Source organism: Streptomyces sp. XY431, assembly GCF_001279805.1.
GTDB lineage: Bacteria > Actinomycetota > Actinomycetes > Streptomycetales > Streptomycetaceae > Kitasatospora > Kitasatospora purpeofusca.
Genome location: NZ_LGDO01000519.1, coordinates 15,958 through 34,918, shown reverse-complemented (window position 1 = coordinate 34,918; position 18,961 = coordinate 15,958). Strand labels below are relative to the sequence as shown.

Here is an 18,961-nt window from a genome sequence, read left to right as displayed (position 1 = left end):
CCCCGCCCCCGACACCCCCGCGGCGACCACCCCCGCCCGTGTGACGTCGCGCCCTGCCCACCGTCGCGTGGGGGATTTCCGCCGTCAGCGATCAGCGGACCGGAGGCCTGTCCCGCCCTCGCGCCGGGGTGACAGGGTGGTGGCCATGACTCGGGCATTCAGCGGTGACGTTGCCGGTTACTACGCGAAGTACCGCCGCGGCTACCCACCGCAGGCCGTCGACGCGCTGCAGGAGGCCTTCGGCCTCGGTTCGGACGACGTGGTCCTGGACCTCGGCTGCGGCACCGGCCAGCTCGCCCTGCCCCTGGCCGACCGGGTCCGGTCCGTCATCGGCATGGATCCGGAACCCGACATGCTCCGCCTCGCGGGCGACGCGGCGGCCGAACGGGGCATCGGCAACGCGACGTGGATACTCGGCGGCGACCGCGACGTCCCCGCCCTCCGGGCCCTGCTCGGCGTGAACTCATTGGCGATGACCGTGATCGGCAACGCGATCCACTGGATGCGGCACGACGAGCTGTTCGACGCGCTCGTCCCACTCCTGCGGCCCGGCGGCGGAATCGCCGTCGCGGCCAACGGCACCCCGCTCTGGCTCCAGGAGAACAGCTGGTCACCGGCTCTCCGGGCCGGTCTGGAACGGTACTTCGGCACCGTCCTGGCGCCGTCGTGCGGCACCCTGGCCCAGGACCGCGACCAGTACCGGCTGGCCTTGCGCGCGGCCGGCCTCGCCGAGGTCCGGGAGATCGTCGTCGAGTACACCGACGAACTCACCCTGGAGCAGCTCGTCGGCGGCGTCTGCTCCGCCGTCCCCGCCGACCGGCTGCCCGCGCCCGAGGACCGCCCCGCGTTCGCGGAGTACATCCGGCAGTGCCTGCCCGCCGACCAGGACACCTTCACCGAACACGTGCGGGTCGCGATCCTCACCGCCCGCGCCTGACGACCCGCGCCCCAGCGCACACGGCACCGGCCGCCCGGCCCCGGGGAGGGGGTCGGGCGGCCGGTGTGTCCCAGGGGCCCGTTCCCCGGCCGCCTGCCGGGGAAAGGGTGGACCTGCGCGGCCCGGGTCACGGGGCCGGCATCAGGGGGCCGAGGGTCAGTAGCGGGAAGTGACGGTCACTCCGTTGAAGCCCTCCTCCGCGAGGAGGCTGAAGTAGACGTAGCCGGTCGGGGGGTTGGTGATGGTCAGGGTCTCGGTGTTGCCGGCCTTGGCCGAGCGGGTGACGTAGCTGTTCTTGGTCGCCCAGTTGCCCCAGTCGTAGTAGAGGTCGGCGTTGCCGGTGCCGCCGCTGGTGCTGACGGTGATGTTCTGCGTGCCGGCCGGCACGTAGAGGTAGAAGTGGGCGTAGTTCCCGGTGGTCGCGGAGACGTTGCTGCGCGCGCAGTTGCGGTCGAGGACGCGGGTGTCGGGGTTGGCGCACTCGCTCGCGGTGGTGATCACCAGGCTGCGGCTGGTGGTGGCCTTGGCGCCCTTGTCGTCGACGACGGTCAGGGTGACGGTGTAGGTGCCGGGGCTCTGGTAGGTCTTGTAGGGGTTGGCGGCGGTGGAGCCGGTGCCGTCGCCGAAGCTCCAGGTCCGGCTCACGACGGTGCCGTCCGGGTCGGTGGACAGGTCGGTCAGGTTGACGCTGCGTCCGTTGACCGAGGCGGTGAAGGCCGCGGTGGGCGCCCGGTTGCCGGGCGGGGTGGTGTTGGCGCAGGCGCCGGCGGCGCAGGCGGTGAGCCAGGTGTCGAAGTCGGCGTCGTAGCGGGTGCCGATGGTGGTCTTGAGGACGGCGCGGGCGCCGTTCCAGTCACCGGTGCGGTACTTGGCGAGCACGGCGTCGACGTCGTTGCGGTGCTGCTCCAGCATGTAGCGCACCGCGAGGTAGCCCCAGCGGTAGGTGCGCTCGGTGTTGGTGTTCTCGTAGGTGGTGTCGAAGAGGGTGGAGAGCTTGTAGGTGTGCAGGCCCGCCGCGGTGATCGCCGCGTCGTAGTTGAGCTTGCGGTAGGAGTAGGAGACGTACTCGGCGAAGCCCTCGATCCACCAGATGGTGGGGGTGGTCACGCCGGAGTCGAAGTCGCCGTACATGTCGAAGCGGCCGTCGAGGTAGTGGGTGTACTCGTGGTTGAGGTTCCACACCTCGAACGCGGGCTTGGCGAAGGGCGCCTCGTAGGCGAGGAAGCGCGGCTGGTTGCCGGCCACGTTCGGCTTGCCCTCGAGGTACATGCCGCCGTTGTCGGTGTTGATGCCGTAGATGGAGGCGGCGAACACCTGGTAGTCGAAGGGGCTGTCGAAGACGACGACCTCGATGGTGGTGTTCCGGTCGTCCGCGACCGCGCCGTTGTCCTTGGCCACCGTGTGGAAGTAGGCGTCCTGGGAGGTGAGGCTGCGGCAGGCGGCGTTCAGGTTGTCGGAGGTCGCCTGCTGGGCGATGATCCGGATGCTCGACGAGCAGGTGAAGGTGGTGGCCAGGAGGCCGGAGCGCAGGCGCGCGGCCGCGTCGGTGGTTCCGTAGTAGGCGCTGTTGTCGGCGTCGTACTCGGTGGCCATCTCCGCGACGGCGGCCCACTGGTAGGCCGTCCGTCCGCTCGGGGAGCTCTGCTCGGCCAGGCCCTTGAGCAGCGGGCGGACCTTGGGCTGCAGCGCGGTGTACTGGACAAAGCGGCCGAGTTCGCGGGTCGCGTTGTAGGGCAGGTAGCCGAAGTCGGTGCCGTAGAGGGAGCCGTTGACGGCGGCGAAGTTGTAGAGGGTGTCGAGCAGCGACGGGTCGGCGGCGACGGCGGTCTGGAAGTTCGCCAGCTGGTGGCCGCGGAACAGCACGCTGAAGACGCTGTTGACCGCTCCGGCCATGCCCTTGACGCCGTTGTGGGTGGCGGGGTTGTAGTCGGCCAGGATCCGCTTGACCACCGGCAAGTAGCGGCTGTTCTCCTGCGCGCTGTCGATCAGGGTGACCGTCTCGCCGAGGATCGCGGCGTTGGCGGCGGTCAGGTCGCGCGAACGGGCGCTGTTGAAGAAGGAGTCCAGCGCGCCGCGGATCGAGCTCTGCAGGGCGGTGCCGTAGGTGCCGACGTCGGACGCGTGGTACCACTGCACGAAGTAGCCGGCCCGCAGGAAGAGCACCAACTGCGCGACCGAGGTGCTGTTGTCGCCCGGGTAGACCGACGCCGAGGAGCGCAGCGCGTCGGCGACGCTCACCATCTGGGCCTCGCGGAACGCCCAGTAGGCGTCGTTGCCGGTGAGGTTGAACAGCTGGTTGACGCAGTCGCTGGTGGCGGCCTTGACCTGCTGGACCAGGGCGTCACCGGTGCGCGAGGTGAAGTCCGAGACGTTGCAGGCGGCTTCGGCGGATCCGGCGGCCGAGGGCGCCGCGTTGCCGAGGGACTTCGCGGCGGTCCCGGAGGACGGGGTCCGGCCGGTGGTGCTGGTGTTCAGGCCGAGGGACTGGGCCGAAGCCACCGCGTCCAGCGGGGCGTTGAACGGTGCCCGGTTCCTGGCCGGGACGGACGTGCCCCGGTCGGCCTCCCCGGTGTACGGGGAGGTTCCGGCGGCGGGCTGCGGTGCCAGGGTTCCGGTGCCGGTGCTGCCCGGGGCCGTGGGGGCGGCCGTCGGGGCGGCGTGGCTGCCGGGGGCGAACACGGCGAGCACTGTGCACAGCGCCAGAACGAGGGTCAAAAGCCTTGCCAGTTGCGGCAGGCCGGGTATGCGGATGGGACTCAAGTGGGGGCCTCCGAGCTGTACCCGGGCGTCGTGGGGTCACGACCGGGCATGGGTGGGGACCGTCGAAGGGCAGGCCGCGGGGATCGGCACACCATCGGTGCGGTGAAGTGTGGCATGTACAATTGCATACTTCACATTGCCGTGGAAGACATGGCACGGAACCAAGTCCTCGACCCCCGGCCCACCGTGACACCGGGCCCGGCCCGCCTCTCCGAGCGCCGCAGCTCCGCACCCGAAGGCATGTGTACGGCTTTCCCGAGCGCGACCGGCGGAACACGAAAAGTACTCGTCCCCTGTCCCAGCCCGTGGACGCACACCCTCCCTGCCACCCGGTCCGCGCCCCACCGCCCGGCGGGCCGACGGGAGGAAACGGAACCAGAATGGGGAGAGGCCGCTGATTTGCCCGGGCCACTGATTCCACCGGGAGCGGGAGGCACCCGTGAAGGACCTCGAGTTCACCCAGAAGCGCACCCTGTCGCGCGCCGAGGCCGCCGATCAGCTGGAGGCCCTCGCGGCCGCGCTCAGGCGCGGCGGCCAGGCCGAGCTGGAACTCGGACCGGGAAGGCTGACCCTGCGGATCCCCGACGAACTCTCCACCGAGATCGAGGTCGAGCTGGAGGACGGCAAGGTCGAGCTGGAGATCGAGCTGACCTGGCACACCGGATCCCCCGAGCACTGACACCCGCGGCCCACGCGTGGCGGCGTCCGGCGCCCGGGACGACGATGGGGCTTCGGGCATTCCCCTGCGATCGGAGTCCATGATGGCGACCCTGACGGTCTGGCGTTTTCCCACCGCGACCGGGGCCGACGAAGCTCTCGACACCCTGCAGAAGCTCCAGCGGCAGGAGCTGATCAAGGTCCAGGACGGCGCCGTGGTCAGTTGGCCGGACGGCGCCAGGAAGCCCAGGACCCGCCATCTGGGCGACATGGTCGGCATGGGAGCCGTGGGTGGCGCCTTCTGGGGCTTCATCCTCGGGCTGATCTTCTTCGTCCCCCTGCTCGGCGCGGCGCTGGGCGCGGCCGGGGGTGCGCTCGGGGGGCACCTCGCGCATGTCGGTATCGACGACGACTTCGTGCGACAGGTGCGGGAGAAGGTCACCCCGGGCACCTCGGCGCTGTTCGTGCTCAGCTCGGACGCCGTGGTCGACCGGGTGAGGGCGGAGTTCGACGGCCGGCACGCCGAGCTCCTGGAGACGAACCTCTCGGCCGAGGAGGAGGCCCGGCTGCGGGAGGCGTTCACCGAGGGCGAGTGAGCGCCCCTGAGGCGGACGGGGGGCCGGCCGGAGCGGCCGGCCCCCCGTGGACCGGCGTCAGTAGACCAGGATGTCCCAGTGGCTGCCCTCGTTGCAGTAGAGGTTGCCGGAGGCGGCCTTCCACTGCGGGTAGCCGTCGCCGCGCAGGCCGATGTAGGTGAAGCTGTTCTGGATGTAGCCGTCGATGCAGGAGCTGCGGGAGATGTCGACCTTGTAGCCGTTGTAGTGGCTGTAGGTGCCGGAGGCGTGGCCGACCTCGGTCCCGCCCGTGATGTTGATGGCGCAGCCGCTGGACTGCTTGAGGGTGATGATCGTGCTCACCGTGCCCGAGTTGATCTGCTCGAACGAGGTGCAGGTGGAGTTGGAGCGGGTGGTGCAGCCGCCGCTGGAGCTCCAGGTGATGCCGGCGCTCCGGAACTGACTGGCCGCCGTCGCCTGCGACAGCTTGGTGCCGCTGGCGCCGGCCGTGGGCGCCGAGACGGCGAGACCCGCCAGGGCCAGGGCGACGACGGTGGCTGCGGTGGCTGCGGTACGTGGCTTCATCGGCTTCATCGGCTTCTCCAGATGAGGGTGTGGTGGACCTCGGACTCGCCCGCGAATGCCGCACCAGGATGGCCCATTTCCGGTCTATGCGAGTAGACGCCGGTTTGTGAATTTCGCGTGACGACCGGCCGTACGTCGTACCGTCCCGGTGCGGGCCACGGACAGGCGCGGGCCACGGACAGGTGAGGACCCCGCGGCGCGGATAATGGCCGGGTCGCGGGCCCGCCGGGTCGGCGGCGGCACCGGAACGACGGAAAGGCAGCGGACGGATGACCCTGGAGGAAGGCCGGCGGGTCCGGTTGGCGGAGGACCTCGGAATCGGCGAGGCCTTCGCCGGGGAGCCCGGGGCCGCGGTCGGGTTCCTCGCGCTCGGCGCCGGCATCGAGGGCACCGTCGAGCGGGTGGACGGGGAACTCCCGGAGAGCCACGAGGTCCGCGAGTACCAGCGCCTCAAGGCACTGTTCGAGGACTACGGGCACACCATGCCGACGGGCAGCCGGGAGCGGCTGGAGGCGGAGATCGCCGAGCTGGAACCGGAGTGGACCGCCCACCGCGAGCGCGGGAAGCGGGTGACGGTCCGGGTCCGGTGGGACAACGGCCTCGTCCTCGACGGAGCGCACCAGGACGTGCTCACGCTCCTGTGAGGCGGTCGGCCGGGGGTCAGCCCGCGAGCTTCGCCCGCAGGCGCTTCTTGTCCGGCTTGCCCGCGGAGGTGAGCGGGATCTCGGGCACCAGGTGCAGCGCCTCCGGCGCGTAGATCCGGCCCTTGCGGGTGGTGACGAAGACGCGGACCTCCTCCAGTTCCGGGTGCCGCCCGGGCGCGGGGACGACCACGGCGTGGACGTGCTCGGTCTGCTGCGCGTCGCGCACACCGAGGACGGCGCACTGGGCCACGGCCGGGTGGGTGAGCAGCAGTTCCTCCACCTCGGACGGGTAGACGTGGCCGCCGACCACGATGATCCGGTCCGTGCGCCGGTCGGCCAGGTAGAGGTAGCCGTCCCGGTCGAGGTGGCCGATGTCGCCGGTGTTCAGCCAGCCGTCGCGCAGCACCTCGGCGGTGAGCTCGGGGCGCTTCCAGTACCCCGCCATGAGGGAGTGCGAGCGGACGTGGATCTCGCCCTGCTCCCCGGCCGGCAGCCGGGCGCCGTCGGCGGAGCGGATCGCCACCTCGACGCCAGGGAGGGGGCGGCCGACGGAGAGCTGTCCGTCGGGCCCGGTCCGGTCGTGCTCCTCCGGGGCGAGGACGGCGATGTTCTGCGCCTCCGACATCCCGTAGCCGCTGGTCAGGATCGGCCCGAACACCTTGATGGCTTCGCGGACCCGGGTCGGGGAGGCGACGCAGCCGCCGTAACTGACGCGGTGCAGGCTGGAGAGGTCGGTGCCGGTGATCGACGGGTGGTCCAGCAGCCGGTGGAGCAGCGGCGGCAGGACCCAGAGGTCGGTGATGCGCTCGCGTTCGACGGCGGCCAGCACCTCGCCGGGGTCGAAGGAGCGCTGAAGGAACACCGATCCCCCGTGATGGAGCGTCAGATCACTGAGCACTCCCGCGAGATGGGCGAGCGAGGTGGCGGCGAGGAAGCGGGGCGCCTTCCCGTCCGGGCCGAAGGGGACGTCGAACGCCCGGCGGTAGGGGCCGTGCAGGCTGAGGATGCCCTTGGGGATGCCGGTGGTGCCGCCGGTGTGTCGGATGCCCAGGTGGTCCTGCGGGCCGATCCGCACGGCCGGGGGTTCGGCCGGCCGGCGGGCGGAGGCCGCGATCGCGTCCTCGCCGACCGCGGCGGGGCCCGGACCCAGGGCGAGCACCGTCGGCACCTCGACCAGGGCGGTCAACTCCCTTGCCTCCGCGTACCGTTCGGCGTCGACGAGGAGGACGGCGGTGTCGACACTGGCGACGATCCCGGCGAGGACGGCGGTGCTCATCCCGTCGTAGAGGTTGACCACCCGGGCGCCCGCGACGCCGACGGCGTAGCGGGCGGCGAGCGCCTCGGGGGTGTTGCCGGTGAGGAGGGCGACGGTGTCGCCCCGGGTGACGCCGCGGGCGACGAGCTCGTGGGCCAGGCGGTAGGCGGTGGCGGCGAACTCGCCGGCGGTGAGGGTGGCGCCGTCGGCGGTGGTGACGGCCGGCCGATCGGGATCCCGGGCGAGGGACCGCAGGACGAGGGCGGGTGCGCTGATGAACTCCGCGTCGCTCATGGCCACTTCTTCCTGGTAGGCAGCAACCATGGGCCCAGGCTAGCCGGGTGCCGGGCGGCACGCCGGACCGACGCTCGGTCGGTTCCCGGGAGCGCGGCACACCGTACAGTCCTCCCGACAGTCCTCTCGAGCGGACGTGGCCGGGCGGTCGCCCGGACCGGGGTGCCGGAAGGCGTCGATGCCGGGCCGCGGCAGGAACGAACGACCAGAGACGAAGGGCCTGAACGCCATATGCGACAGCGCAGTCTGCGGGACCTCCAGGTGTCGGCCATCGGCCTCGGCTGCATGGGGATGTCCGCCTTCTACGGCACGGCCGACCAGGACGAGGGCGTCGCGACCGTCCGGCGCGCGCTGGACCTCGGCATCACCTTCCTCGACACGGCGCAGGTCTACGGACCGCTCACCAACGAGTCCCTGGTCGGCGAGGCCGTCCGGGGGCACCGTGACGAGTACGTGATCGCCACCAAGTTCAACTACCGTATGGACAGCGCCGTTCCGGGCGACATGTCGACCGTGGGCCGCCAGGACGGCTCGGCCGAGCACGTCCGCGGTTCCGTCCACGGCTCACTCGCGCGGCTCGGGACCGACCGCATCGATCTGTACTACCAGCACCGGGTCGACCCGACCGTGCCCATCGAGGAGACCGTCGGCGCGCTCGGCGAACTCGTCGCCGAGGGAAAGGTGCGCCACATCGGGCTGAGCGAGGCGAGCGCCGAGACCATCCGCCGCGCCCACGCCGTCCACCCGGTCACCGCCGTCCAGAGCGAGTACTCGCTCTGGACCCGGGACGTGGAGGCCGAGGTGCTCCCCACCTGCCGGGAGCTCGGAATCGGCTTCGTGCCGTACTCCCCGCTCGGCCGCGGCTTCCTCGCGGGCCGCTTCAGCTCCCCGGACGAGCTCGACAAGGACGACTTCCGCCGCACCAACCCGCGCTTCGCCGAGGCCAACCTGGCGGCCAACCTCCGGCTCGCCGACAAGGTGAAGGAGATCGCCGCGGAGAAGGAGGTCACCCCGGCCCAACTGGCGATCGCCTGGGTACTGGCCCGCGGCGAGGACCTCGTGCCGATCCCGGGCACCAAGCGCCGCACCTACCTGGAGCAGAACGCGGGCGCGGTCGACGTCGAGCTGACCGCCGAGGACCTGGCCCGCATCGAGGCCGAGCTGCCCCCGGTCGAGGGCGAGCGCTACGACGAGGACGGGATGCGCACGGTGAACCGCTGACCGGCCGCCGCCGACCGGTCCGGCGCCGCACAGCGGCGGGGGCCTTCCGGCGGGCGAACGCGGTCGTCGTAGTCTGACGATCGCTCCGATCGCGGGGCCGCGTGCGGCGGGTCCGGAACACCGTCGCGACCCCGCGCGCACCGCCTTCGCCCGTCCACCGAGAGGAACCCCCCATGACGCAGGACCGGTCGGTCGTCGCAGACGCAGCGGCGGACGGGACGGCGGGCGCCGTGCTGCCCGCGCCCCGGACCCCCTCGCCCCGGGAAGCACCGGCCCTGAACTGGGGGGTGATGGCACCGGGCGGGATCGCGGCCCACTTCACGGAGACCTTGCAGAAGCACACCGGGCAGCAGGTCGTGGCGGTCGGCTCGCGCGACGCCGCGCGAGCCCGCGCGTTCGCCGACCGGTTCGGCATACCCACGGCCCACGGACGGTACGCCGATCTCGTCGAGAACGACGAGGTGGACATCGTCTACGTCGCTTCGCCGCACTCGGCCCACTTCGAGCACGCGATGCAGGCGATCGAGGCGGGCCGGCACGTCCTCGTGGAGAAGGCGTTCACGCGCAACGCCCGCGAGGCCGAGCAGTTGGTCGAGGCAGCCCGCGAGCGCGGGGTGTTCCTGATGGAGGCGATGTGGACACGCTTCCTGCCGCACATCGACGTGGTCCGCCAGGTGCTCGGGTCCGGGCTGCTCGGCGAGGTGCACACCGTCACGGCCGACCACGGCCAGCGAATGGATCCCGACCCGGCGCACCGTATGTTCGCCCCCGAGCTGGCGGGCGGAGCCCTTCTCGACCTCGGCGTCTACCCGGTCTCCTTCGCCTCGATGGTGCTCGGGCCGTTCGCCTCGGTCACGGCGGTGGGCACCAAGGCCTTCACCGGTGTCGACGGGCAGGCCTCGATCATCGTGACCACCGGGTCCGGTGCGCACGGTGTGCTGAACACGACGCTCTTCGCCCGCACTCCGACCTCGGCCTCGATCTCGGGGACGCGTGCCCGCCTGGAGATCGACGGCCCCTTCTACGGAGCCGCCCGGATCCGGCTCGTCGGCCGGGACAACGAGCTGCTCGACACCTTCGTCCCGGCGCGGCAGGACGGGGGCATGAGCTACCAGGCGGCCGAAGCGGCCCGGTGCATCGCTGCCGGGCGGCTGGAGTCCGACCTGATGCCGCTCGCCGAGACACTGGACATCATGCGCGTCCTGGACGGCGTCCGCCGCGACCTGGAGGTCGTCTTCCCGGGAGAGTGACCCGCCGGCGTCCGGCTCAGGCCGCCGGGAAGCGGTCGATGTTCCGCTCCACCCAGGTCCGCAGGTGGGCGAGCGGAGCGCAGGCGTCGCGGCCGAGCGCGGTCAGGCTGTACTCGACCCGCAGCGGGACCTCCGCGAAGACCTCGCGGTCCACCAGGCCGTGGTCCTCCAGCCGGCGCAGGGTCTGGGTGAGCACCTTGGGGCTGACGCCCTGCAGCCGGGCGCGCAGGGCGCCGAAGCGCTGCGGGCCCTGCTCCAGCGCGCCCAGGGCGAGGGCGCTCCACTTGTTGGCGAGCAGGTCGAGCAGGTCGCGGCACGGACAGGCGGCGGCGTAGACATCCTTCGGCGCATCGCAGTCGGCGGACGCCGCCGGGACCAGGGGCAGGGTCGCTTTCGTCGTCATATCGCCATAGTACCCAAAAGGAACTAGTAGCCCTTGCGGGTTACCACTACCTGTTGCGTACCGTCGTCGTGACGGCCCTCGGGAGCCGGCGCCGGCCAGGTCTACCGGAGCCGCACCCGCCCGCACCGAGGGCCGGAACAGGACGACATCCCGCAACGAAGGACGCCGTGATGAGCAAGAACGAGATCCCCGCGACGATGCGTGCGGTGGCCTACCGCGCGAGCCTGCCCGTCGAGGACCCGGACAGCCTGCAGGACGTGGAGCTGCCGGTGCCGCAACCCGGTCCGCGGGACCTGCTGGTCCGGGTGGAGGCGGTGGCGCTGAACCCGGTCGACCACAAGGTGCGCCGGAACGTCGACCCGCAGGGCGACTGGAAGGTGCTCGGCTGGGACGCGGCCGGCACGGTGGTCGCGGTGGGCTCCGCGGTCGAGCTGTTCGAGGTCGGGGACGAGGTCTACTACGCCGGGGCGATCGACCGACCGGGCGCCAACGCCGAGTACCACGCCGTGGACGAGCGGATCGTCGGGCGCAAGCCCTCCTCGCTCTCCTTCGCCGAGGCCGCCGCGCTCCCGCTGACCGCGCTGACCGCCTGGGAGGGGCTGTTCGAACGGCTGGGCCAGGCCGCCGTCGCCCCCGACCGCAGCGGCACCCTGCTGGTGACCGCCGCCGCCGGCGGGGTCGGCGCGATGGTCTCCCAGCTGGCCCGCGCGCTGACCGGGCTGACCGTCGTCGGCACGGCCTCCCGTCCGGAGAGCTCCGAGTTCGCCCGTCGGATGGGCGCCCACCACATCGTCGACCACCGGAAGCCGCTGGCCGGGCAGCTGGCCGAGGTGGCCCCGGACGGGGTGGACCTGGTGTTCAGCACGGTCGGCACCGACCACAACCTCCCGGCCTACGCCGAGGCCCTGAAGCCCTTCGGAGCGATCGTGGCCATCGACGACTTCGGCGCCCTGGACATCGGCGTGCTCAAGTCCAAGAGCATCTCGTTCCACTGGGAGTTCATGTACACCCGCTCGCTGCACCGCACCCCGGACCGGGACGCCCAGCACCGCATCCTGAACCGGGTGGCCCGGCTGGCCGACGACGGCGTGCTCACCAGCACGGCGACAACCGACCTCGGCCCGGTGAACGCCGCCAACCTCCGCGAGGCCCACCGCCGCCAGGAGTCCGGTGCCACCATCGGCAAGACCACCCTGACCGGCTTCGTCCGGTGAGCACCCGGCCTCGGCGGCTCAGCGGGCGAGGGAGACGGCGAAGGGCTTGAAGCCGTCCCGGCGCAGGACGTGGGGCACCACGAGGATCATGGCCTCGGTGGCGCGGGCCGTGGTGATGCCGCCGAGGTCCTCGATCCAGCCGGGCTGCCACCCCAGGTCGCCGAGCAGGCCGGTGACGGTCCGCTTGGCGTCCTGGTCGTCGCCCGAGAGGTACGCGGTCGGTGGGGTGGCCAGGGTTCCGGGGGCGGTCATGACCGTGAACAGCATGGTGTTGAGGGTCTTCACCACGCGGGTGTCGGGGAGGGCGGCCTGGAGCTGCTCGGCAAGGCTGCTGCCGGGGTAGCGAAGGGCGCCGGGCAGACCGTCCTCGGCGTCGTGGGTGGCGTTGGAGACGTCGACCAGGATCTTGCCGGCGAGCTCGGCGCGCAGGCCGGCCAGGCGCTCCAGCGAGGTGTGGCCCGGTGTCGCGTTGATCACCACCTGCGCCGTGCGGGCGGTGGTGCGGTGGTCGGCGAGGGTGATGTGCGGCAAGGCGGCGGGGGCCGGAGTCCCCGCCGGGCTCCGGACGCCGAGGGTGACGCGGTGTCCGGCTGCGGAGAGCTTGCGGGCGAGGTCGGTGCCGACGCGGCCGGCGCCCAGGATGCCGATGGTGGTCACGAGTTGGTGCTCCTTGCGGTATCGGGACGGAGGAGGAACGGGGAGGTCCGGTCAGACGATCGGCGCGAGGACCTCGAGGGCGGCGGTGTGGATGCCGGGCGCGGAGGCCAGGAAGTCGCGGCTGCCGGTGTGCCAGGGCTCGCCCGCCAGGTCGGTGACGGTGCCGCCGGCCTCCGAGACCAGCAGGGCGCCGGCCACCAGACCGGAGCGGACGTCGGAGAACTGCCAGAACGCGTCCATGCGTCCGGCGGCGACGTGGATCAGCTGCATCGTGGCGGGGACGGAGACCCGCACGACGAGGCCGTTGACCAGCATGGCGGTGACCGAGTCGCCGATCCGCCGGAAGGTGCGCCCGTCCTCGCCGGGCCGGGCCTGGCCGGTGCCGATGAGCGCGGCGCCAAGGTCGGTCTTGGCGGACACCTTCAGGGGCCGGCCGTTGAGGTGGGCACCCGCACCGGCCACGGCGGTGTAGGTGTCGCCGGTCAGCGGCAGGTGGACGACGGTGAGCACCGGCCGGTTGTCGCGGACCAGGGTGGCGGTCACGGACCAGTCGTCCATGCCGTGCACGTGGTTGATGTTGCCCTCGGCCGGGTCGACGACCCACCACTCCCCCGGCGGGAGCGCACCGCCGGCCAGCTCGTCCTCGGCCCACTGCGATCCGGGCCGGGCCCGCAGCAGCGGCTCCCGCAGCACGTCCAGCACCGCGTCGTCGTTGGCGTGGATCTCGGCGACCACCTCGTCCAGGCTCACGCCCCGGGCGTGCGGGGTGTGGCGCTCGCGCAGCGTGATGCCGGCGGTCCTCACCGCGGCGGACACCTCGGACAGCAGCGCCCGGTCGGCGGCGGAAGGCGCGGAAGGCATGGCGGTGCTCATGGAAGGCTCCCTGGATTCGATGGTGCGGGTGGTCTCTCGCTCGCCCGCACTTCGAAGGTAGGACCCCCGGTCATTAACAACAAGTGCATGCTGTGCACTTGTAGAGTGACTGCCATGCAACTGGACCTGAACCTCCTCACCGCCCTGGACGCCCTGCTGGAGGAGGGCAGCGTCGCCGGCGCCGCAGCCCGGCTGCACGTCACCGCACCGGCGATGAGCCGCTCCCTGGGCCGGATCCGCAAGGCCACCGGCGACCAGATCCTGGTCCGCACCGGCCGCAGCATGGTGCCCACCACCCGGGCACTCGCCATGCGCGCCCAGGTCCACACCCTCGTGCAGCAGGCCCAGCAGCTGCTGTCGGCCCAGCAGGAGCTCGAACTGGCCTCGCTGGAGCGGGTGTTCACCGTGCGCTGGCACGACAGCCTGACCGCCGCCTGCGGCAGCGCCCTGATCACGGCCGCCCGCCGCCAGGCACCCGGCGTCCGGCTGCGCCTGCCCGCCGAACCCGGCACGGACGACGCCGAGCTGCGCCGGGGCGAGGTCGACCTCGCGTCCGGCTCCGGCGTTCCGACCCTCCCCGACCTCCGCCACCACCTGGTCGGCAGCGACAGGCTGACCGTCGCCGTCCGCCCGGGCCACCCCCTCACCGAAGGACCGCCGGGCATCGAGCGCTATGCCGCCGCCGAGCACCTCACGGTCTCGCGGCGCGGGAGTCTGCGCGACCCGATCGACGACGCTCTGGCCCAGCACGGCCTCGAACGACACGTCGTCACCGCCGGGCCCACCGCCGCCTTCGCCCTGCAACTCGCCCTCGACAGCGACTTGGTGGCCACCGTCCCCGACGCGGTCACCCGTACGGCCCGGGAGCGCCTCGGCCTGGTCACCCTGCCGCTGCCGCTCCCGCTGCCCGAGGTCCCGCTGTACCTGCTGTGGCACCAGCGCTACGACGACGACCGCGCCCACACCTGGCTGCGCAAGCTGGCCACCGACACCGTCCGGGCACTGTTCGCGGCGCCGGCCGCCCCCTGACCACCCATCGGCGACCACGGCGGTCGATCGGCCCACGCTCTCCAGGACAGAGGCCTGGGGGCAGTGCGGGCGAGGAGGTCGGTGCGCGGTGGCCTCGTCGACGGCCTCGGTCAGCAGTCGGACCCCTCGCGCTCCCGGCCCCGCCCTCAGCCGGGTCGGCCGGCCGCCACCAACGGGCAGCCGGTACCGACACGTGCGGCGAGTTCGGCGCGCAGGGCGGCGAGTTCGGCCATGCGCGCGTCGACGACCCGGATCTTCTCCTCGAACAGCGCGGTCAGCGCCAGCGCGGTGTCCGGTGCCCCGCGCAGTTCCTCGCCGTTGAGCGCGATCTCCGCCAAGGAGAATCCGAGGGTCTGCGCGGTGCGGACGTAGTGCAGCCAAGCCACCGCCTCGGGCGGGAAGTCGCGGTAGCCGTTGGCCGTGCGCCGGGACGCGAGGAGGCCGACCTTCTCGTAGAACCGGATCGTGTCCCTGGTCAGCCCCGTCTCCGCGGCCAGCTCTCCGATGCGCATGCCCCAGTGCCCCCTTCGGACGGTGGACTTGACCTTGGACCGTACTCCACTGTTTAGCGTGGGGCTCCATCGACCCCGATCCCGACCCAGCCGGAGCCCCCCTCATGAGCCGTCCCCGCACCTCCGCACGTCCCTCCTATCTCAACGTCGTACGCGCGAGCGCCTGGTACGACCTCGCCGTCACCGCGGGATTCGCGACACCGTGGACCTACACGCTGGTCCACAACGCGCTCTCCGCACTGGGCGACAGCCTCGGATGGGGCGTCCTGCCCGAACTCGACCCGTGGCAGACCCTGACCGCCAACCTGATGGGTTCGGTCGTGATCGTCTGGGCCGCCCTGCGCATCCTGCGGCCGCTGCGGCTGCACGGACTGCTCGACGGCATAGCGCGCGTCCTGTTCTCGTCGTGGATGGCGTACGCGCTGGCCCACGGCGCCCCGCGGATCCTGTGGCTCTTCCTCGTCGTCGAGGTGGCGTGGGGCATCGTCCAGCTCGTGCCGTGGCGGCCGAACGGACAGGCCGACCCGGCTCGGCGGCCGACCGAAGCACTCAGCCCGACCTCGGCGTAACCACGCCGGCTCTCCGGCCCGGGCGGCGGACGGTCAGCGGTGGTTGACGATGACGGAGATGCCCCAGCCGATCGACGCGAGCACCACGGCGAGGAGCAGTCCGGCCAGGGCGTAGCCCACCGGCCCGGCGGTGGGGCGGTCGGCCGCCGGTTCACCGGACGGGACGGACGGGACGGACGGGTTGAGCAGGCGCAGGGCGAGGGCGAACATCGCGGGCAGGCCGGCGCCGGTGAGCATCCCCACCACGGCGATCCTCCACAGCGCGTCCAGGTTGATCCAGGAGTTCACGAGCCCACCTCGTCCTTGGCCTTGACGGGCTCCGGGACCACCGAGCCGGTCCACGCGGCGTTGACGTTCTCCGGCGTCACGGCCGGGTAGCGGGAGGCGACGAAGAAGCCGATCGACGCCACCACCAGCACCACGAACACCACCACCACGCCGGCCGTCCCGCCGATCCCGTTCGCGGTCCAGTAGGCCGCCGCGCCGACCAGCGCGGCGGCCGGCAGGGTGAACAACCAGGCCGTCACCATCCGGCGGGCGAGCTGCCAGCGCACCTCGGCGCCCTTCCACCCGACCCCCGAGCCCAGGATCGATCCGGTGGCCACGTGCGTGGTGGAGAGCGAGTAGCCGAAGTCGGTGGAGCAGAGGATCACGGCGGCCGAGGCCGACTCGGCGGCCATCCCCTGGGCCGGTGCGATCTCCACCAGGCCCTTGCCCAGGGCGCGGATCACCCGCCAGCCGCCGGCGTAGGTGCCCAGGGCGATCGCCAGCGCGCAGGAGAGGATCACCCAGTCCGGGGCCTTCGCCCCGGGCGACAGGGTGCCGTTGGCGATCAGGGCGAGGGTGATGACGCCCATGGTCTTCTGCGCGTCGTTGGTGCCGTGGGCCAGCGACACCATGGAGGCCGAGCCGATCTGGCCCAGCCGGAACCCGTGCTCGCGCGGGCGTTCGGACACGTCCCGGGTGATGCGGCGGACCAGCAGGGTGCCGACCACGGCCACCCCGCCGGCGACGAACGGCGACAGCGCGGCCGGCACGATCACCTTGGAGACCAGGCCCTGCCACTTGACGGCCGAGAAGCCGGCCGCCGCCACCGTCGCCCCGATCACCCCGCCGATCAGCGCGTGCGAGGAGCTGGAGGGGATCCCGAGGTACCAGGTAGCCAGGTTCCACAGGATGCTGCCGGTCAGACCGGCGCAGACCACGGTCAGGGTCACCGCCCCGCCGGCCACCAGGCCGTTGGCGATGGTCGCCGCCACCGCCGTCGACAGGAACGCGCCGAGCAGGTTCAGCACCGCCGAGACCGCAACCGCGACCCGCGGCCGGAGGGCCCCGGTGACGATCGAGGTCGCCATCGCGTTGCCGGTGTCGTGGAAGCCGTTGGTGAAGTCGAAGCCCAGCGCCGTGATCACCATCAACGCCAGGACCGCGTCGTTTCCGGTCACGCACCCGAACCTAGCCCGCACGCCGCGCCGGGCGGGCCCGCGACGGCCCGGCGCACCGCACAGCGGGGGCCCGCCATCCGATCGGCCCAACACCGCGGGCCGGATCCGGGCCGCCGGTCCTCAGGAATCGCGGACTTCCCCCAGACGGCGGGCCCCGGTCCCGCAGCGGGCCGAGCACCGCTCCCGGTGGGCGGGAGACCGATCCGCTGCCGGATCCGCCGCAGTGCGGCCGGCGCCCACCAGGCCCGGTGTCCCAGCAGCTTCATCGTCGCCGGAACGAGCACCGCCCGGACCAGGGTCGCGTCCACCACGACGGCGATCACCAGGCCGACGCCGATCATCTGCAGGAAGGCGATGGACGAGACCAGGAAGTCGCCGACCACGACCGCCATCAGGAGAGCGGCACTGGAAATGATCCTCCCGGTCCGTTGCAGGCCGAGCGCGACGGACTCGCCCGGATCGCCGGTGCGGTCGTAGCTCTCCTTGATCCGGGAGAGCAGGAACACCTCGTAGTCCATCGCCAGACCGAAGGCGATCGCCACGATCAGCACCGGGAAGTCGGCGTCGATCGCGCCGATCGGGGTGAAGCCCAACAGGTCGTGCAGATCCTCGCCGCCCTCCGGGCCACCCTCCGCCCGACTGGCTGAGCCGTCAGGGCGCGATCGGCAGCTGCCGCTTGTGCTCGGTGAGCCGGTACCGGCGGACGATCGCGGCGAACGCGTCCTCCGCCACCGGCTTGCCCTCCAGGAAGTCGTCGATGTCGTCGTAGGTCACGCCGAGCGCATCCTCGTCCGGCAGCCCCGGCTTCAGCGTCTCCAGGTCGGCGGTCGGCGTCTTCCAGATCAGCGCGGCCGGCGCGCCCAGCGCCTCCGACACGGCGCGCACCCGGCGCTTGGTCAGCCCGGTCAGCGGCACCACGTCCGCCGCGCCGTCGCCGAACTTGGTGAAGAAGCCCGACACCGCCTCCGCCGCGTGGTCGGTGCCCACCACCAGGCCGTCGTACGCGCCGGCCACCGCGTACTGCGCGACCATCCGCTGCCGGGCCTTGATGTTGCCCTGCACGAAGTCCTCGTGGTGCGCGTCCCGGAACTGCGTCCCGCCCGCCCGCACCGCGGCCAGCGCCGCGTCGCTCGCCGCCTTCACGTCGACCGTGAGCACCTGGTCCGCGCGGATGAACTCCAGCGCGAGCTGGGCGTCCGCCTCGTCCGCCTGCGTGCCGTACGGCAGGCGCATCGCGTAGAACGTCGCCTCGTGCCCGGCGGCCCGCACCCGCTCCACCGCCAGCTGGCACAGCCGGCCGGCCGTCGTCGAGTCCACGCCACCGCTGATCCCCAGTACCAGCGACCGCAGCCCGGTCGAGGTCAGCCGCTCCGCCAGGAACGCCACCCGCCGCTCGATCTCCACCTCCGCGTCGAACTCCGACTCCACCTGGAGTTCCCGCGCGATCTCCCGCTGCACAGCCGCCACGTCGCTCACGACCTGCTCCTCACTAGACCCACCGGCCCCCATTCACCGGACCGGCCCCCAACTCTAGAGGAGCCCGCAGACCGCCCACGGCCGCCCCCGACGCTCACTCCACCCGGGCTGCCACCAGTGCCGCGCACCGGGCGGTCGGGTGCGTGCCGGTGTCGACCGTCAGGTCGTAGCTGATGCCGTGGTGGACGGCGACCGCCTGGGCGACCGCCATGCCCACCGCGCGGTCGCCGCGGGCGGCCTCGCGGGCGGCGGCGGTCTCCGGGGCGCAGTGGACGCCGACCCAGAGCACGTCCAGGCCGTCCAGGGCGTCGCGCCAGCGCTGCTGGGAGGCCGGGCCGCCGAGGAAGACGTCGTCGACGACGACGCGGGCACCGGCACGGGCCATGGCGGCGATGCCGTGGGCCCAGGCGGTGTCGAGCAACCGGAAATCGTCACCGACGGTGACGGTTTCGGTGTCGACGGCGATACCTTCGGCACCGTCGCGCAGCCGGGCGGGCAGGGCGTCGACGAGGGTGTCGACGCCGAAGGCGAGCCAGGGGCCGGGCAGGAGGTTCTGGAGGGCCCGGGCGAGAGTGGTCTTGCCGGAGCTGGAGCCCCCGTTGAGGACGATCACCTGTGTACGCACA

At 72.3% G+C, this 18,961-nt stretch carries 21 protein-coding genes; 9 read left to right on the top strand and 12 right to left on the bottom strand.

Annotated elements, in window-relative coordinates; all coding sequences use genetic code 11:
- Nucleotides 1-145: 145 nt before the first annotated feature.
- A complete protein-coding gene (locus tag ADK60_RS39540) occupies nt 146-937 on the top strand; it encodes a class I SAM-dependent methyltransferase (protein ID WP_053651768.1) in 792 nt (263 codons plus the stop codon).
- Between the two features lie 156 nt (nt 938-1,093).
- Here ADK60_RS39540 and ADK60_RS39535 read toward each other — a convergent pair whose 3' ends face one another.
- The gene (locus tag ADK60_RS39535; RefSeq protein ID WP_234371480.1) at nt 1,094-3,697 is read right to left on the bottom strand and encodes a collagenase; all 2,604 of its coding nucleotides are present in this window, start codon (nt 3,695-3,697) and stop codon (nt 1,094-1,096) included.
- Between the two features lie 439 nt (nt 3,698-4,136).
- Here ADK60_RS39535 and ADK60_RS39530 point away from each other — a divergent pair, with 439 nt between their 5' ends.
- Together ADK60_RS39530 and ADK60_RS39525 are read left to right on the top strand one after the other, a co-directional pair.
- Nucleotides 4,137-4,376: an amphi-Trp domain-containing protein gene (locus tag ADK60_RS39530; protein ID WP_045942700.1), complete on the top strand. Its 240-nt coding sequence runs from the start codon at nt 4,137-4,139 to the stop codon at nt 4,374-4,376.
- Nucleotides 4,377-4,455: 79 nt separating this feature from the next.
- Nucleotides 4,456-4,950, top strand: a complete 495-nt coding sequence (locus tag ADK60_RS39525) for a DUF1269 domain-containing protein (RefSeq protein WP_234371479.1) — start codon at nt 4,456-4,458, stop codon at nt 4,948-4,950.
- Nucleotides 4,951-5,007: 57 nt separating this feature from the next.
- On the opposite strand, the gene ADK60_RS39520 is transcribed toward ADK60_RS39525, so the two are convergent.
- Entirely contained in the window at nt 5,008-5,493 is a 486-nt protein-coding gene (locus ADK60_RS39520) for a hypothetical protein (protein WP_107084295.1), read from the bottom strand.
- A gap of 269 nt (nt 5,494-5,762) precedes the next feature.
- On the opposite strand from ADK60_RS39520, the gene ADK60_RS39515 reads away from it, so the two are divergent.
- Nucleotides 5,763-6,137, top strand: coding sequence for a hypothetical protein (locus tag ADK60_RS39515; protein WP_053651755.1), 375 nt, complete (start codon nt 5,763-5,765; stop codon nt 6,135-6,137).
- A gap of 16 nt (nt 6,138-6,153) precedes the next feature.
- Here ADK60_RS39515 and ADK60_RS39510 read toward each other — a convergent pair whose 3' ends face one another.
- Nucleotides 6,154-7,716 carry an AMP-binding protein gene (locus ADK60_RS39510; protein WP_234371478.1) on the bottom strand — a complete coding sequence of 521 codons (1,563 nt, stop codon included), beginning with the start codon at nt 7,714-7,716 and terminating at the stop codon, nt 6,154-6,156.
- Nucleotides 7,717-7,917: 201 nt separating this feature from the next.
- On the opposite strand from ADK60_RS39510, the gene ADK60_RS39505 reads away from it, so the two are divergent.
- Together ADK60_RS39505 and ADK60_RS39500 are read left to right on the top strand one after the other, a co-directional pair.
- Nucleotides 7,918-8,907 carry an aldo/keto reductase gene (locus ADK60_RS39505; RefSeq protein WP_053651751.1) on the top strand — a complete coding sequence of 330 codons (990 nt, stop codon included), beginning with the start codon at nt 7,918-7,920 and terminating at the stop codon, nt 8,905-8,907.
- Between the two features lie 173 nt (nt 8,908-9,080).
- On the top strand, nt 9,081-10,157 hold the full coding sequence (locus ADK60_RS39500; protein WP_079009074.1) for a Gfo/Idh/MocA family protein: 1,077 nt from the start codon (nt 9,081-9,083) through the stop codon (nt 10,155-10,157).
- 16 nt (nt 10,158-10,173) lie between these two features.
- On the opposite strand, the gene ADK60_RS39495 is transcribed toward ADK60_RS39500, so the two are convergent.
- Entirely contained in the window at nt 10,174-10,560 is a 387-nt protein-coding gene (locus tag ADK60_RS39495) for a winged helix-turn-helix transcriptional regulator (RefSeq protein WP_079009073.1), read from the bottom strand.
- A gap of 170 nt (nt 10,561-10,730) precedes the next feature.
- Here ADK60_RS39495 and ADK60_RS39490 point away from each other — a divergent pair, with 170 nt between their 5' ends.
- Nucleotides 10,731-11,774: a zinc-binding alcohol dehydrogenase family protein gene (locus ADK60_RS39490; protein WP_053651749.1), complete on the top strand. Its 1,044-nt coding sequence runs from the start codon at nt 10,731-10,733 to the stop codon at nt 11,772-11,774.
- Between the two features lie 18 nt (nt 11,775-11,792).
- Here ADK60_RS39490 and ADK60_RS39485 read toward each other — a convergent pair whose 3' ends face one another.
- Together ADK60_RS39485 and ADK60_RS39480 are read right to left on the bottom strand one after the other, a co-directional pair.
- Nucleotides 11,793-12,431, bottom strand: a complete 639-nt coding sequence (locus tag ADK60_RS39485; protein WP_053651748.1) for an NADPH-dependent F420 reductase — start codon at nt 12,429-12,431, stop codon at nt 11,793-11,795.
- A 51-nt stretch (nt 12,432-12,482) separates the two neighbouring features.
- On the bottom strand, nt 12,483-13,304 hold the full coding sequence (locus ADK60_RS39480) for an inositol monophosphatase family protein (protein WP_053651746.1): 822 nt from the start codon (nt 13,302-13,304) through the stop codon (nt 12,483-12,485).
- A 114-nt stretch (nt 13,305-13,418) separates the two neighbouring features.
- On the opposite strand from ADK60_RS39480, the gene ADK60_RS39475 reads away from it, so the two are divergent.
- On the top strand, nt 13,419-14,333 hold the full coding sequence (locus ADK60_RS39475; RefSeq protein WP_053651744.1) for a LysR family transcriptional regulator: 915 nt from the start codon (nt 13,419-13,421) through the stop codon (nt 14,331-14,333).
- A gap of 146 nt (nt 14,334-14,479) precedes the next feature.
- On the opposite strand, the gene ADK60_RS39470 is transcribed toward ADK60_RS39475, so the two are convergent.
- Entirely contained in the window at nt 14,480-14,845 is a 366-nt protein-coding gene (locus ADK60_RS39470; protein ID WP_053651742.1) for a MerR family transcriptional regulator, read from the bottom strand.
- 104 nt (nt 14,846-14,949) lie between these two features.
- On the opposite strand from ADK60_RS39470, the gene ADK60_RS39465 reads away from it, so the two are divergent.
- Complete coding sequence (locus ADK60_RS39465) at nt 14,950-15,414, top strand: hypothetical protein (protein WP_053651741.1); 465 nt, start codon at nt 14,950-14,952, stop codon at nt 15,412-15,414.
- A gap of 33 nt (nt 15,415-15,447) precedes the next feature.
- Here ADK60_RS39465 and ADK60_RS39460 read toward each other — a convergent pair whose 3' ends face one another.
- The 5 genes from ADK60_RS39460 to cpt all read right to left on the bottom strand — a co-directional run bounded on the left by ADK60_RS39460 (nt 15,448) and on the right by cpt (nt 18,960).
- On the bottom strand, nt 15,448-15,702 hold the full coding sequence (locus tag ADK60_RS39460) for a hypothetical protein (RefSeq protein WP_053651739.1): 255 nt from the start codon (nt 15,700-15,702) through the stop codon (nt 15,448-15,450).
- On the bottom strand, nt 15,699-16,859 hold the full coding sequence (locus tag ADK60_RS39455) for an inorganic phosphate transporter (protein ID WP_234371477.1): 1,161 nt from the start codon (nt 16,857-16,859) through the stop codon (nt 15,699-15,701). The genes ADK60_RS39460 and ADK60_RS39455 overlap by 4 nt, the downstream gene beginning before the upstream one ends.
- Nucleotides 16,856-17,452, bottom strand: a complete 597-nt coding sequence (locus ADK60_RS39450; protein WP_053651737.1) for an MMPL family transporter — start codon at nt 17,450-17,452, stop codon at nt 16,856-16,858. The genes ADK60_RS39455 and ADK60_RS39450 overlap by 4 nt, the downstream gene beginning before the upstream one ends.
- A gap of 58 nt (nt 17,453-17,510) precedes the next feature.
- On the bottom strand, nt 17,511-18,335 hold the full coding sequence (gene nadE, locus ADK60_RS39445) for an NAD(+) synthase (RefSeq protein WP_053651733.1): 825 nt from the start codon (nt 18,333-18,335) through the stop codon (nt 17,511-17,513).
- A 94-nt stretch (nt 18,336-18,429) separates the two neighbouring features.
- Nucleotides 18,430-18,960 (bottom strand): chloramphenicol phosphotransferase CPT, encoded by a 531-nt coding sequence (cpt, locus tag ADK60_RS39440; protein WP_079009071.1) that lies wholly within the window; start codon nt 18,958-18,960, stop codon nt 18,430-18,432.
- Nucleotide 18,961: the final 1 nt, after the last annotated feature.